This is a genomic window from Olivibacter jilunii (assembly GCF_900607235.1).
Lineage (GTDB): Bacteria > Bacteroidota > Bacteroidia > Sphingobacteriales > Sphingobacteriaceae > Olivibacter > Olivibacter oleidegradans.
In genome coordinates, this window is the sequence record NZ_LR027848.1 from 1095732 (window position 1) to 1110207 (window position 14476).

14 protein-coding genes are annotated in these 14476 nt (G+C 42.2%); 8 read left to right on the forward strand and 6 right to left on the reverse strand.

What is annotated here, in order from left to right:
- The first annotated feature begins 157 nt into the window (after window positions 1–157).
- Both E0E36_RS04450 and E0E36_RS04455 read left to right on the forward strand, forming a co-directional pair.
- Window positions 158–952 (forward strand): AraC family transcriptional regulator, encoded by a 795-nt coding sequence (locus E0E36_RS04450; RefSeq protein WP_130854871.1) that lies wholly within the window; start codon window positions 158–160, stop codon window positions 950–952.
- A gap of 139 nt (window positions 953–1091) precedes the next feature.
- The gene (locus E0E36_RS04455; protein ID WP_130854872.1) at window positions 1092–1943 is read left to right on the forward strand and encodes a class I SAM-dependent methyltransferase; all 852 of its coding nucleotides are present in this window, start codon (window positions 1092–1094) and stop codon (window positions 1941–1943) included.
- Between the two features lie 5 nt (window positions 1944–1948).
- Here E0E36_RS04455 and E0E36_RS04460 read toward each other — a convergent pair whose 3' ends face one another.
- Together E0E36_RS04460 and E0E36_RS27645 are read right to left on the reverse strand one after the other, a co-directional pair.
- On the reverse strand, window positions 1949–3142 hold the full coding sequence (locus E0E36_RS04460) for an MFS transporter (RefSeq protein ID WP_130854873.1): 1194 nt from the start codon (window positions 3140–3142) through the stop codon (window positions 1949–1951).
- 230 nt (window positions 3143–3372) lie between these two features.
- Window positions 3373–3516 (reverse strand): hypothetical protein, encoded by a 144-nt coding sequence (locus E0E36_RS27645; protein ID WP_157622183.1) that lies wholly within the window; start codon window positions 3514–3516, stop codon window positions 3373–3375.
- Window positions 3517–4045: 529 nt separating this feature from the next.
- Between E0E36_RS27645 and E0E36_RS04465 the strand changes: the two genes are divergently transcribed.
- From E0E36_RS04465 to E0E36_RS04475, 3 genes are all read left to right on the forward strand, one after another.
- A complete protein-coding gene (locus tag E0E36_RS04465; RefSeq protein ID WP_013664252.1) occupies window positions 4046–4423 on the forward strand; it encodes a hypothetical protein in 378 nt (125 codons plus the stop codon).
- Between the two features lie 161 nt (window positions 4424–4584).
- Window positions 4585–5388 carry an HAEPLYID family protein gene (locus E0E36_RS04470; RefSeq protein WP_130854874.1) on the forward strand — a complete coding sequence of 268 codons (804 nt, stop codon included), beginning with the start codon at window positions 4585–4587 and terminating at the stop codon, window positions 5386–5388.
- A 190-nt stretch (window positions 5389–5578) separates the two neighbouring features.
- A complete protein-coding gene (locus E0E36_RS04475) occupies window positions 5579–6649 on the forward strand; it encodes an NAD(P)H-dependent flavin oxidoreductase (RefSeq protein ID WP_130854875.1) in 1071 nt (356 codons plus the stop codon).
- Between the two features lie 36 nt (window positions 6650–6685).
- Here E0E36_RS04475 and E0E36_RS04480 read toward each other — a convergent pair whose 3' ends face one another.
- On the reverse strand, window positions 6686–7189 hold the full coding sequence (locus E0E36_RS04480) for a DinB family protein (protein ID WP_130854876.1): 504 nt from the start codon (window positions 7187–7189) through the stop codon (window positions 6686–6688).
- Between the two features lie 58 nt (window positions 7190–7247).
- Between E0E36_RS04480 and E0E36_RS04485 the strand changes: the two genes are divergently transcribed.
- The 3 genes from E0E36_RS04485 to E0E36_RS04495 all read left to right on the forward strand — a co-directional run bounded on the left by E0E36_RS04485 (window position 7248) and on the right by E0E36_RS04495 (window position 9815).
- Window positions 7248–7790: a GNAT family N-acetyltransferase gene (locus E0E36_RS04485; protein ID WP_130854877.1), complete on the forward strand. Its 543-nt coding sequence runs from the start codon at window positions 7248–7250 to the stop codon at window positions 7788–7790.
- 198 nt (window positions 7791–7988) lie between these two features.
- A complete protein-coding gene (locus E0E36_RS04490) occupies window positions 7989–8960 on the forward strand; it encodes an aldo/keto reductase (protein ID WP_130854878.1) in 972 nt (323 codons plus the stop codon).
- A gap of 42 nt (window positions 8961–9002) precedes the next feature.
- Window positions 9003–9815 (forward strand): helix-turn-helix domain-containing protein, encoded by an 813-nt coding sequence (locus tag E0E36_RS04495; RefSeq protein ID WP_130854879.1) that lies wholly within the window; start codon window positions 9003–9005, stop codon window positions 9813–9815.
- 28 nt (window positions 9816–9843) lie between these two features.
- On the opposite strand, the gene E0E36_RS04500 is transcribed toward E0E36_RS04495, so the two are convergent.
- The 3 genes from E0E36_RS04500 to E0E36_RS04510 all read right to left on the reverse strand — a co-directional run bounded on the left by E0E36_RS04500 (window position 9844) and on the right by E0E36_RS04510 (window position 14469).
- Window positions 9844–10962 carry a glycoside hydrolase family 88/105 protein gene (locus E0E36_RS04500; protein WP_130854880.1) on the reverse strand — a complete coding sequence of 373 codons (1119 nt, stop codon included), beginning with the start codon at window positions 10960–10962 and terminating at the stop codon, window positions 9844–9846.
- Between the two features lie 67 nt (window positions 10963–11029).
- Complete coding sequence (locus E0E36_RS04505; protein ID WP_130854881.1) at window positions 11030–12487, reverse strand: sulfatase family protein; 1458 nt, start codon at window positions 12485–12487, stop codon at window positions 11030–11032.
- A gap of 59 nt (window positions 12488–12546) precedes the next feature.
- Complete coding sequence (locus tag E0E36_RS04510; protein WP_130854882.1) at window positions 12547–14469, reverse strand: RagB/SusD family nutrient uptake outer membrane protein; 1923 nt, start codon at window positions 14467–14469, stop codon at window positions 12547–12549.
- Window positions 14470–14476 lie beyond the last annotated feature (7 nt).

Sequence of the window (14476 nt, forward strand, 5' to 3'; positions counted from 1 at the left end):
ACCGATTTCTTTGAAAGGCCATTGATGTCAACAGTTAATGGAGATCATGCGTCTTTGTTAAAGATCAACGTTCTCTTATTAAAGCGTTAAATCCGGCCTTATGGGTATCTTTTTTATTTTTTTTGATCCCGTATTTTAGCAAAGCAAAGTTTAGAATATGAATTATCGGACAATAGCGCCGCCGCCATCGTTAGCACGATATATTAGTTGCCTATGGTCTTTGGAAGCACCCGTCGATGATATGTCACAAAGGGTATTTACGGTTATGTCCAGTGGCTTTCCCGGACTCATTTTTCAGCGAGATCCCGCCGTATTTACTGGTTTTGGAGGGGATCGATTACCACAGTTGTTTATTTTTGGCCAAGCAACGCACTATGGAAATTTACAAGCGAAAGGGCGTATTCAGCTAAGCGGTATAAATTTTCGACCGACGGCCCTTAAAAATTTATTCAATCTGAATGCCAACGAGCTAAGGGACGAGCATATAAATATTCATGATCTGATTAAAACCTCTTTGACCGAACAGTTGCTCCATGCTGATTCGCTGGAAGAACAAGCAAATTGTCTTTTTACCTGTTTTAACAGGCTTGCGGGTCGTCGTCAAGATTCGGGTACAATGCTGACCTATGCCATAGAGATATTGCAGAGAGGGGGTAACATTCCTCATCTTTTGAACAAGCTTAACCTATCTGAACGTTCATTGGAACGCCTTTTTCAAAGCTATATTGGCATTAGTCCAAAGTTATACATCCGTATAATGCGTTTCCAACGATCGATTACATTGTTGAAAGAGCGCAGCGGTGCTTCATTAACAGATATTGCGTATTCGCTTGACTATTTCGACCAATCCCATTTTATTCACGATTTTAAACGGTTTTCGGGAGTAAGCCCCAAGATATATAAAAGAGATGCTGCGGAACGTATGCCGGGCTTTCCCGAATGGAGACCCTAAACAAGTCGTGTCGGTTTTTTACAATTTTCAAAAGTTCAGAGGCGTTATTTTTGCACGCTGTGAATTGAAAATTTAAAAGCATGAAAAATACCATTAACTGGTTGGACTTAGCTCCCATGCAGAAAGGAAAAAAACACATATGGAACAAAAGATAATGGAACCGGATAATACGGCGGTAAGAACCGCTTTATGGAGAGCTTTACATTTAGAAGTGGACGGAAAACCGCCTATAATAGAAGATGACCTAGGATTGAGGCTCGTTGCACCCGATGCCGGTTGGCGGGAACGACCCGACATGCATCCGGAATTTACGAAGCGTCTTCGCGCTTCAATTGTTGCCCGCGCCCGTTTCATTGAGGACTTAATCATTGACCAAAGTGCGCACGGTATTCAGCAGTATGTAATTCTTGGTGCCGGGCTCGATACCTTCGTACAACGCAGGCCGGATATTGCGTCCAAGCTTCAAGTGTTTGAGATAGACCAACCAAGTACGCTAGCATGGAAACAAAAGCGGCTTATTGATTTAGGGTATAATATACCCGATTATTTACACTTTGTACCGGTCGATTTTGAAGCCACCTCGTGGTTGGAAGAACTGCTAAAATCAAAATTTAACGCGAATAAAGCTGCCGTAGTGGTTTGTACAGGTGTAACCCTATATCTTACTAGGGAAGCTATTGTATCCACCCTGAAGCAGATCGCTTCACTCGCCACGGGCTCGCAACTTGCTATGACTTTCTATTTACCGCTAGCATTAATGGATGAGGAAGACAAACCTTTACAACAAATAGCGGAAAAGGGCGCCCGTGAAGCAGGAACACCATTTGTGAGTTTTTTTGCACCACATGAGGTGTTGGCCTTAGCTAAGGAAGCAGGTTTTAAGGAGGCGCGGGTATTTTCTACTAAAGAGATGGAGCAAACCTATTTCAAAGACAGAGCTGATCAGCTTTTGCCTGCGAGTGGAGAAGTGTTTTTATTGGCAGCAACTTAACACGATTAAGACCGGGCCGTGCTTGGCCGTTTATCTCCGAATACTAAAGCAAGGGTAACAATTCCAATTAAAAAAAAGGAGGCAATCAATGGGAATACCGTGTTGGCCAGCAGATTGCTTATAAACGAGCCCAAGGCCGCCCCAATGAAAAAGAATGAAGTTCCATATATAGCCGATGCCATTCCTGCCCTGTCGCCCATTGGTTCCATTGCCAATGCACTACTGTTTGGTTCAACTGCTAAATTAAGGCCAACCAATAAAGCAATGGCAATAAAAAATAAAGTCATCTGTGGCGGATCTCCCCAAGCAAAGGTGCAGGCAAGCAATAATGCTCCTACGAGGCTGTAAACAATCAACAGCCCTCGTATGGTTCGTCTTGCGCCAAACTTAGATGAAAGCCGTGAATTAGTAAGTGCTGATAAGGCAGCAATAAAACCAACGCTTGCAAAGATCCATGCAAATAGTTCAGGTCTTCCGTATATTTCTCCCAAAATATGTTCAGAGCTAGAAACCCAAGAACTTAAACCTGAGAAAAGAAACGTGGTAACTGCTGTATATCTTAGAAATACGCTATTGCTAAGAATGGATCGTATGGATTGACTGATAGTGTTCCAGTTCAGTTTACTGCGTTTCTCAAGCGGCAGCGACTCTTCCATCCGCAATGACCAAACAAATACTACAACCGCAAATAAGGGTGGTGTTAAGAATACGGCACGCCAAGTCGAAAAAGATAGAATCGCCAGACCTAAGAAGGGAGCAAAAACAGGTGTGAACAAAAATATGGTGAAGATCAGCGATAAGATGCTAGCCATTTTATCGCCAACAAACCGGTCCCTCACACCGGCGATCGCGGTCATAAAAACAGCTGATGCTCCCATTCCGGCTATAAAGCGGGCGACTAACATAATGCTTAGGCTGGGTGCATAAGTTGCAGCAATGCCGCCGATAATATATAGAGGAAATCCAATTCGCAAAATAATTAATCTGCCAAAACGATCAGAAAGTGCACCGAAAACGAGTTGTGCAATCTGCCCCATAAAAAAGAATACTATTATTTGCGCCGTGGCGTTTGATTCCGCAGCGAGGCCAAAATGTTTCCGAATTTCACTAAATGCGGGCAGCATAATATCAATTCCCAAGGCGGTAAGCATCATCGTGCAAGCGGAGAGTGTAATAAATTCAGCCGATTTCATTTTCATAGACTAAAGGGACTAAGTCGTTCATTTGTTTTTTTACAAATGTTCTTTTAAAATTCGTTTGTCAATGTACAAAACTACTAGCCTACGGTCGATTATAACGGGTGTGAATTAGACATTGTTGGAGGTTGATTTGGACAGGTCCCAGCGTACCAACCGCATGAATATCCGTTGCCTTTCGGTAAAGGGAAGATCCTATGGGCTCCGAGATAGAACTTTTTTTTGTGTTATTATCATTTGGGAGCTACTTTATTTTCAAGTAAACTCATCAGATCCTCTAAAACTGCTTGATAAATATTTCTTTTGAGTTCGTTGGGTTCCAACTCAATCAGGCGTTGGTATTTTTTTATGAGCATGGATACTTTAAGTTCTTTCATGAGGTAACCGATAAGTGACTTACAAAGTTATGGAAATATATTAATCCTTATAATCATTTTTGGTGCGATGGATCGTTTCTCCATTTGTAATTACTAGGTTAACGGCCATGAAAATAGTTACCTTTGATGTAGTACTAGAGATCAAAATAAATACGATTACCGGCCGCATGGATCGATGTAGGGTTAATAACGCAAAAGCCCCTCTTTCGAGGAGCTTTATAACTAGTAAAAACAAAATTTATTGTTAATAATTAACCGTCAAGTTGATGTATTGTTTTTAGTTCTACAAAAAATCTTAAAACTATAAAGGAAATAGCGAATCTGTTTCTTTATTGGGTTTTTTGTTTTAATCTGCTCACAAATTTTATGTACCTGCTTTGCGGATTTGTGATATTGAGGCGAAATCAAATGAAAGTTTCAGCATTTTTTCTCAAAAACAGGAAATTTCCTGTGTTAATTTAGGTATTAATCCTTCTGTTACTTTTTACTTTATTTCTCACCTTTGTGCTACTGAAATAAAAGCATACCTATGGACAAACATTATGGCGAAATTATCGAAATGGTAATTAGGCGCAACGGTTACAGTATTAGTGAGTTAAGTCGTTTGATGAAAGTGAATAGAAGATCAATTTATAACTGGTTCGGGCAACCACGAGTTAAATCAGAGATTATTTTCAAGATCGGTGTAACACTACGCCACGATTTTTCGCGGGAATTCCCCGAGCTTTTCAACTCCGAAGATTTTCAAATGGAGTTCGAACGCAAAAAAGAAGTGTTCCACGATTCTATCCAACATGTGGAGGAGGTATCGTATTGGAAAGATAAATATATTTCGTTACTTGAGGAGTATAATACTGCATTAGCTCGTCAATCACAGCGATACGGTATATCTGCTGCGATGGCATAGCATCAAACCTAATAGATAGGAAAGGCGGCTTAGGTCGCCTTTCTTTTTTTTGAGAGGATTCATTCTTGTAACACACCTAAATAAAATAAAAGAGATTTACGCAATTCCAACTTCTTTCCAGTTTCCCTTTCTAAGCTTGCCATTAAACAAAGGAACATTGGATGATAAAATGGATACTATTGATGTTGCTGCTTGCGACTACCAAAAACAGCTGTGCCCAAGTGGAGTCAGGTACATTACCGCTAAAGCTAAAGCATGCCGAACCACTTTATATGGATTTAATACGTGATCTCGGCGCTCACAAAGGAGAAAAAGAGATTAACATCGGTTTGAGTTACGGAATGAACGGGAGATACAAGGAAATGGGAGGGTTTGCGGAGTTCGAATTCGCTGTCGCAAATCGATGGGGAATGGAGGTGGAAACTGATTTTTCGTTTTATAAAGGAAATCATTCGGATCCGTTGGCAAATGTTCCGAGTAATCGGATAGAAGGGCTTAAGTGGGCGAACCAGTATACCTTTTTAGTGTCTGAAGATTGGCAAACTTCCATGGCATTTGCTTTTATACATGAATTTCGTTTTCACTCTTTTTATTCTATTCGCCATCGACACCAATTAATGAAAGGAGTCTCAGAGAATCCAATACTAATCATAGCAAGACGATGGGGAAAACATGTCCACTCCTTATTGTACACCGGACCCGAGTGGATGTTTTCTTCCAGTAAAGGGGACAATTACATAGGATATCAATTACATACAAGTATCCATTATGTATGGGATGGAGGATATTTTTTGGGAATAGAATGTAACCAGGAAAAGAATGTGGCCGGATGGCATAGTGTACTGCATCCACAGCTAAAGCTGGCATTAAACGATGCAGTATCTGTCGGCCTCGTAATAGGAGTGCCATTAAGGAATACAACTGAAAGGGCTGGTTTCATGACACGATTGATTTTGGAACTCTAGTGAAGTAAAGTTCGTCTTGAATCTCGTTACGTCAACGCAGAATGACAATTTTGGCTTATCCATTCAAAGGATATAGAATTGATAACACCTAAAAGTAAAAACCTAACAAATTATTCCATTGCAGGATACTTTTAAATATATTAGAGGCATAAGTATAATTCCGGGCAAGGCATAATAAAAACGAATAGAAATGTGGAATCAAACAAAAATCACCGAATTGTTTGGTATTAAATACCCGATTTTACTCGGTCCAATGGGAGGAGGGTTTTCAACACCCGAATTATTGGCAGCTGTTTCTAATGCGGGCGGTTTAGGTAGCTTTGGTGCTTACACGTTAACGCCTCAAGAGATAAGGGAAGCGGATAAAGCTATTCGCCGGTTAACTGATAAACCTTATAACTTTAATTTATGGGTATCAGATGTTGATGAACGGCTGACGGACTATTCCGTGAAAAAGGTGGAACAGGTGAAGCAACAATTCAAGCCCTATTTCGATGAACTAAGCATTCCCATGCCAGACTTATCCACAGATATCCCATCCAAATTCGAAAGTCAGGTTGAGGTTATATTCGAAATTAAGCCGACAGTATTCAGCTTTATATTCGGTGCGCCATCATCTGAAATCCTTCGAGAATGTAAACGACTGAATATTCGAACAGTGGGTGCTGCCACAACGCTTGATGAAGCACTTCTGTTAGAAGAAGCAGGAGTTGATGCCCTCGTGGCTGCCGGCTTTGAAGCAGGTGGGCATCGACCTTCTTTTCTTCGCTCGCCTCAGGAGTCGTTTACCGGATTGTTCGCCCTTCTACAGCAACTGAAGTCCAAGGTTAAAATTCCAATCATTGCAGCGGGGGGGATATCCAATGGGAAGGGGATTGCAGCGGCATTCAATTTGGGAGCTGATGCCGTACAGTTGGGCACAGCCTTCGTTGCTTGCGAAGAGTGTAACGCAACCGCGACGCATCGTGCTAAGCTTTTTTCAGACGAGAGTAGATATACCGTTGTCTCGAAATCGCTTACCGGAAGAATGGGTAGGATGATCAAAAATCGTATCGCTGACGAAATCCCCTTTGAGCAAGAGGTACTGCCATTTCCCCTACATACAAAATTGTTGGCACCGTTAAAAAAAGCTGCGTTAGAGCAGGGAAAAACAGATTTAGTAAACTTTTGGGCAGGCCAGCACGCACAAAGCTTTATTCATCGTAATGCAGCCGGATTAATGGAATCCTTAGTTCAAGAAGCATCCATTTTATTAGCTTGATACCTTATGTTGTTGCATCTGCTTGACAGGGCTTTATTAGCGCCCTGTCATTTCTTCGTAGGTTGGTCCGTAAAGGCCTGGCACCTTATTGCCGGTGGCACGAAGATAAACAATCAATTCGCCACGGTGATGATAAATATGATTAAAAAGAAAATTTCGCGCTACAATACCTCGCGGCATCGGTCCAAGTACCGTACGTTCGCCCACTTTCATGGTCCACGGGTCTTGCAAGTTTTCTTCCTTTATCGACTTCAATGCCGCCCGTGCCCTTTCCACATTTTCTTCAAAAAGTTCAATAGTTGCTTTGATATCAACCGCCTCTCCGCGTTCAAGGTGATCTGCCGCTAAGTCGTACACATCTTGTGTAAGTGTACCCACATACCAGTAATATATGGTAGCGATATGTTGCGCGAGCTCGCCCATTGTCCATGAAATGGTAGAAGGTTTGTAATTAATATCTCTTTCCGGTACAGCTTGTAATAGTTTTCTAGTACTGTTTACTTCGTATTCAAATTCAGCAATTAGGGATTCTAGTATCATAATCGGTTGTTTTCACAAACTTAACTAAATTGCATTTTTTTTACAAGTCTTATTCTGGATGACAAGGCACTTTAAAGTTAGAGAGGCGCGTGAAGGAGACGTCGCTCAATTGGCAGAGGGTTTTTACGCATTTGAGGTTCGGTCCGTTTTTATTGAACCCTTTGACGGATCTGATCTCATAGAAAGTACGCTTGCTGTTCCGTACGAAAAAATATATGATTTTGATGCAACCTCTTTAAAAGAGCATATCGGTAATGCCGAGGCTGCCTTATTTGTTGTTGATGATCTCGATTTTAGACCAAGAGGCTACATTGCTGTTTCCCACTTTTGGAATGGCTATGCTTCCATCGATGATCTCGCGGTTGATCTAAGTCTGCGTCGTTTAGGCGCGGCAAAATTGTTGATGAATGCCGCGGCTAATTGGGCACAACAAGAAGGGTTGGCAGGACTACGCTTGGAGACGCAAAACAATAATGTTGCCGCTTGTAAATTCTACAAGCAGTACGGGTTTATCCTCGGAGGCTATGATCAGTACCTGTATAGCGGTATCCAAACAGAAAAAGCAGAAACTGCACTCTTTTGGTATCTCCGTTTTCTATGAGGGCTAAGCCATTAACGCCATAAAAGACAGAATCCTAATTCGGTTCACGACAAGAAAGACTGTTTACCCCCTTAAACTGGTTGAACACCGTATCAGCTCGATACTTGAGCCGTCCAGACAAGTAAATTGAGCCGTAAGAGAAAGCAATCTCGGCGCAAAAAAACGGACCTTTATACCGTTAATCATAAAATAGCAGCAATGGCAACAATAACAAAGATAACCTTAGGTAAAAATGGACCACTTGTGTCCAAGCTCGGACTAGGATGTATGCGCATGTCGCCTGTTTGGGGAGGACAGGTGAACGATGAAAAGGAAAGCATCGCTACCATTCAAATGGCCTTAGACAATGGTATTAATTTTTTGAACACAGGCGACTTTTACGGTAGTGGTCACAACGAATTATTAGTAGGTAAAGCCATTAAGAATAGACGCGATGAGGCTTTCATAAGCGTCAAGTTTGGTGCGATCTTTTATGGAGGCCAATGGATTGGGCTCGACTTACGCCCCATAGCCATCAAAAATTTCATAAATTATTCTTTAGTTAGGTTGGGAATAGATACCATCGATCTTTATCAACCCTGTAGAATGGATAACAGTGTTCCGGTAGAAGATATTATAGGAACTATTGCAGACCTGATTAAAGAAGGAAAGGTACGTCACCTCGGTGTCTCAGAAATAACGGCCGAACAACTACGAAAAGCGAATAGTGTTTACCCGGTGTCGGCATTGGAAATAGGTTATTCATTGGCTGACCGTCAAATCGAGCATGATCTGCTTCCCACTGCTAAAGAGCTAGGTATAGGTGTAGTAGCCTTTGCCAATACGGCCGAAGGTTTACTCACCGGTGAAATGAAAGCGCCGCTTCCGGCCGATAGCTACCAAAATCACTTCGCGCGTTTTCAAGGAGAGAATCTGATTAGGAATCTGGAAAAAGTCGAATTTTTAAAGCAAATGGCGAAAGAAAAAGAATGCACGCCAACGCAGCTAGCCATTGCTTGGGTAAATAAGCAAGGTGATCATGTAATGCCATTGGTAAGCATGAGCAGGAGATCCCGGCTACCGGAGAATATGCAAGCGATGGAAATAAACTTCACGGCAGAGGAGATGAACGCCCTCAATACACATTTTTCACCCAATGCAATACTCGGTGGTACTTATTTACAGCGCTAATCGGACTACGCATAAATTCTGTCTGTTTTATATCTTTACATCATGACGAGTCCAACCGAAATAGTCCCTGGAGTAATTTTTTTTTCCTATCTTTCAAGTAAGAGGAAGGAAAAAGGAGCATTCTTGGGGCACAACATCTTGGTGTTGCTAGTTTCAGGCTATTTCACGTTGGAAACTGCGGATCAAAAAATTTCAATGAGTCGCGGTCAGATGTTATTAATGCGAAAAAATCAGCTGGGAGAGATTACTAAAACGCCCTTGGAGAATGAGGACTATCAGACGATTGTTATAAGCCTGCAAGAAGATTTGTTACGGCAGATTGCGCTTGAAGAGCAAATTGAGATAGGACAAAAATATGCCGGACCTTCCAATATTCTCATCCCTGAAAACGATTTTTTAGCGGCCTTTTTTCAATCCATTATTCCCTATATTCGTCATCCTGAGGAAAAAATAATCAATACGTTAGGCTTGTTAAAAGTAAAAGAGGTCGTATATCTGTTGCTTAATACCATGCCTCAGCTCAAAGAATTTTTGTTCGATTTTTCTGAGCCCTATAAGATCGATTTGGAAAAATTTATGTTGAATAATTTTCATTATAACATTCCTATTGAAAAATTTGCCGGGCTTACAGGAAGAAGCCTGGCTAGTTTCAAGCGTGATTTCCATAAGATATTCGGCATGGCACCTCGCCATTGGCTGCAAGAAAGAAGACTGGCCGAAGCCCGACATCTTATAGAAAGAAAGAACAAGAAGCCCTCTGCCATCTACCTTGATCTCGGATTTGAAAGTCTTTCACATTTTTCACACGCTTTTAAGAAGAAATTCGGCAAAGCACCCACTGAGTGGGTGCTCTAAAAGTTTTCGAGCTTAGTAGAGAGTTCGACTATTTTGTGCCTTTTTCCAGTAGCGCAGCTGCACACCAAAGGTAAGGTGCTTGCCCATGAAGATCTCCTGCATTTCGCGGACGGTCGTGATAATACTGTTTGTCATTCTTTTTGCCGGTACCGATGCAAACCTCGGTTACATTATTACGCTGGTCAATGTAAGGAACCATCGCCAGCCACGCTTTGCGTGCAGCTGGAGCGTAGGATGCCGCATCCAACCACCCTTCCTTCACACCAACAATAAAAGCGTAAGCGAACATCCCTGTTCCTGAGGTTTCCGGCCAGAAATCAGGTTCATCAATAAGCTGGTTCCACATACCACTTTCCCCCTGATAATTTTTCAAACTCTTCATCATTGTCAAATAACCTTCCATAATACGTGATCGATCTGGATGGTCTAAAGGTAATAACCTTAACAGATTTGGCATTCCTACTGCCATCCATCCGGCGCCTCTCGCCCAATAATAGGGGACGTCAGGAGCGTGGTAGAAAAGGCCATTGGGACGCTGTAACTCATTTAAATAAAGTACCATTTCCTTTGCCGCTCGATCCAGGTATTTACGATCACCCGTCACTTTATATGCTTCACTTTGTACAACCGTAATCATATACATATCGTCAATCCAAAGACGTGTCTGCCAGGAGTACCCCTTATCTGCCCAGGCTTTTTCCTCTGCTTTAGCATTTGTTGGCACATTCCATTGCGAATCAGCATAGGCCAGTCCTAAAGTTTTATAGCGCTCTTCTTTTGTTATCTGATAAAGCTTGAGTGCGAGACTTCCAAACATATTATAATCCACATGGTTCATGGGAGGCAATAATACCCTTTCTGTTGTAAAAAAAGGTTCAAATTTTTCCTGCAGGAGTTTAATAAGCTTTTGGTCATTAGTTTTTACAGCATAGTCCAAAGCGCCATTCCAGGTGCATACCTCTGCATAATGGATAAACCGCCCGGCATATAGCTCATGCCTCCCATCTATAAAATGATAAGCCAATCGTTTACCAACTTCCGTCGGCATTGATCCTTTCGGAAAGTTGGTCAACACATTTTGCGCCAATAAGATTTGAAACGAACATACTGTTAGTAATAACAAAAATGGTTTTTTTAAATACTTCATTGAATGGTTTTTTAATTATGAGAAAATTTAAGTTTTTTTGAAAGCATGATTAAAAATAATCGTTTTGCTATCTGAGATCCTTTTCAAGTATAGGACCGGATCGGTTTATGGTATCGGCTTCGTTCCGTTCACCTGGCTTCTCTCTTTTCTTCCACGCTCCCGGAAGTCGTTTTCCTTCCACATCGTCCCGATCCGGTGTAGGGTTTTGAGGCTTCGAATCACCGGTCTCTACGATCCATTCATCAAGAACCTTTCGCAGATAAGCTAGTATCTTCTGATTACTGCCCACCTCTGCCACATTGGTAAACTGAAAGGTATCTCCGGATAGGTTATAGAGTTCTTCTGGCTTTCGCGGCTTCAGGAAAACATCTTCCTGTGCTGCATTGGTCAAGCCTCTCTCATAAGCTTCCCAAAGTTCTTTGCCTGCCGGGAACATCTTCGTTGATTCACCGGCAAGGTTCTGCCTTTCAGGGAAGCCATTTCGGATATATACCCAATCCTTATAGCGAACCATGCGTTCGTAACCTTGAAACACGTGCCAGTTATGTTCAGCAAAAACAAAATCACGTATCATCTGTTCGCGGCCTTGTAGCACCCCGAAAAAGCTTTTTCCCTGTATTCGCTTATCTGTTGTAGCGATTCCTGCTATGTCCAGCATGGTAGGGGCGATATCAATGGCGCTAAATAAGGAGCTATTCTCGGCGATATTTATGCCAGGGCCGATCATAATAAAAGGGCTTTTTATACCGCTATCATATAATCTCACTTTGTTGCGCGGAAAAGGGCTCCCGTTATCACTCATAAAAATGATATAGGTATTTTCAAGAATGCCTTGATGTTTAAGTTCTTCCACCACCTTTCCAACATAGTAGTCGAGACGGGAAATCTCATGGTAATAGGCCGCCAAATCTTTGCGCGTTTCAGGACCGTCGTATAACATGGGCGGCACCTTTAACTTTTCCGGATCGTGTGTTATACCCCGTTCATCGAACTGCCAGTCGCGGTGCGCATCGTGCGAAGCAAACCACATAAAAAAGGGTTTGTTCTCAGGTCGGTTTTGAAGGATAGACACCCAGTCTTCCTCCGCACCGGGGCCCTTACCTGACGAAATCATATCAAATGCTTTTTTTACAGCGGGGCCCATATGGTTTTTGCCCGAAAGTGCTGTATAATATCCTGCTTTTCTGAGTATCTCCGGAAACATGATTTGCCTTGCCGGGAGCGGATCATGTAGTTCCGGCGCCCCCGTATTATGTGGATACCGGCCGGTAATGATGCTGCTTCTACTGGGGCTACAACTGCTGGTTGTAAGATACATGTTCTTAAATACTAACCCGGCAGAACCTAAGGCGTCAATATTAGGCGTTCTTACATCCTTGTTGCCATAGCAGCCAATATCGCCCCAACCAATATCATCGGCAATGATGAGGACGATATTAGGCTGACTGGCAGTCTCACGCTGGGCAAATAATAATTGAAAAGAAAATATTGCCAACATGAAAAGAAATCGTTTCTTGCACATCATATTTTTGATTTTTATTGATTTATTAATCCATTACATAATTCAATAGACCTATGTAATGCTTAATTCGTAGTATCTTCATCAGCTACGGCATCCTGCCAGTTAGTCCACATTTCAACTCCTGCGTCATAGCCGCTGTAACCGGGATTTTGATGTAATTTGGCATACAGGTTAGAATTAATTGCATCCTGAGGAATGGGCCAATAAATATTATGAGGCGCTATGGTATAGCTTCTATTCCTAACAGTTACCTTGTTTTTATTATAATAATCGTTGTAATGTTGAATACGCTGGTACCAATAATTGTTGTCTGATAAGTTATTTAGTTGATACGTATTACCCCATTCATCTGCTTTATTGCTCAATGCCAAACTATAGGATATGCGGCTTAATTCCATGTGTCTCCATTCTTCCATATATAGTTCACGAGCGCGCTCATTAACGATATCACCAATGGTAACGCTTGCATAGAACTGGCTACAATGTGCTCTTTTTCTTACGGTATTGACATCTGCTGTCGCCATTCCAATATTTCCTTTATAAAATTGTGCCTCTGCCCTTAGTAGATAGGTTTCTGCCAAACGGTAGCAGTACCAGTCGGCAGCTCCACCATCATTTCTGTTCGAAGTAGGCGTTGCTAGGAACACAGGGTCATCGATGTATATCTTATAGTGAGGCCAATTAAACCAGCTGCGGATTGTATCGGTGCATAAGAGCGTGGTACCTTCGTACAGGCGCAAGTTTTGTCCATAATAGGCATCTGTAGGATCATTATATTTAAGCATCTCCATGCGGGCCCAGTTGCCGACGGTGCTGTTGTGCCGCAAATCAGTCGTATCTTCAATTCCGTTAACAGACCAAAGACCGTATTGAGCAAAATGAGTAGGTCTTATCAATCCGATCCCTCTGCCTACCGAACCATTAATGTCATATTCAGCTCTATATTTAGAATCGGTTTTGGCGGCAGCCAACAGAACCTTTCCACTGGGTGATTTCAATGCCGCCTGGTTCCACATAGGACCCCAGTTGCGCATCGATTTATACCGAATGGTAGCATCTGTGCCCTCGCGATTAGGCATTACCAGGATCGCTTCTTTATTTGCTACGATAGCTTTATTTATAGGGCGATGCAAGTCCCATATCACATTGCGGGTAACAGGCCATGCAATAGGAGAGGGATTATCAAATGTACCAAAGTTTTCCGTCATCAATGCATATCCCGAACGATCAATCAGTATATTGGCCTGTTCAATTGCCTTATCCCACTGGCCCGTGGCTAGGTAGCATTTGATTAAAAGCTGACGGCAAGCGGCCTTATTGATCATGCCAACATAGGCCATTTGCGATTGTTCCGGCACCCATTCCACCGCTTTCTCCATATCCGCGGTAATCATTTCCAAAATAGCTGCGCGACTGGAAGTTTTATAGTTTTGTTTGGGTGCTGTTAATATTTTCGTCACCAGTGGTACATCTCCAAATTGGAAACAAAGTGCCAAATACCGAAAAGACCGATGAAAGTAGGCTCTACCTAGGTATTCGCGCTTGGTAGCCTCATCCAAATCCGGCACATTATCAATGAAACTCGTAATTGTATTGGCATATTTGATACCCATATAGGTCTGATCCCAGAAAAAAGAAATCGTGTTTATTTGATTGTCGTGCATTCCGTCCGTCGGCGTAAGGCGCGTTGCCACATCAGCAAAAATGTTACCGTCGTCTGTTTTACCGGAAACCGCTACGTCCGACAGCATATACTCGGTACTAATCGGGACAGATACATCCCTTGTTTCCAAATGGCTCCAATAGGTACGCAAATGCCTGTCTGCCATCGCAACGGTCGCGTCTAAACCAGAACGTGTTGAAAAGGTAAGTTCAGGTTCGTAAAACGAAAGTGGATCTGGCTTTAAATAATCCTTTGTGCAGCTGGCCAATAAAGTAACTGATAATATACTGATAACCGATATATAATAAGTCTTCGTTTTCATAATTAAT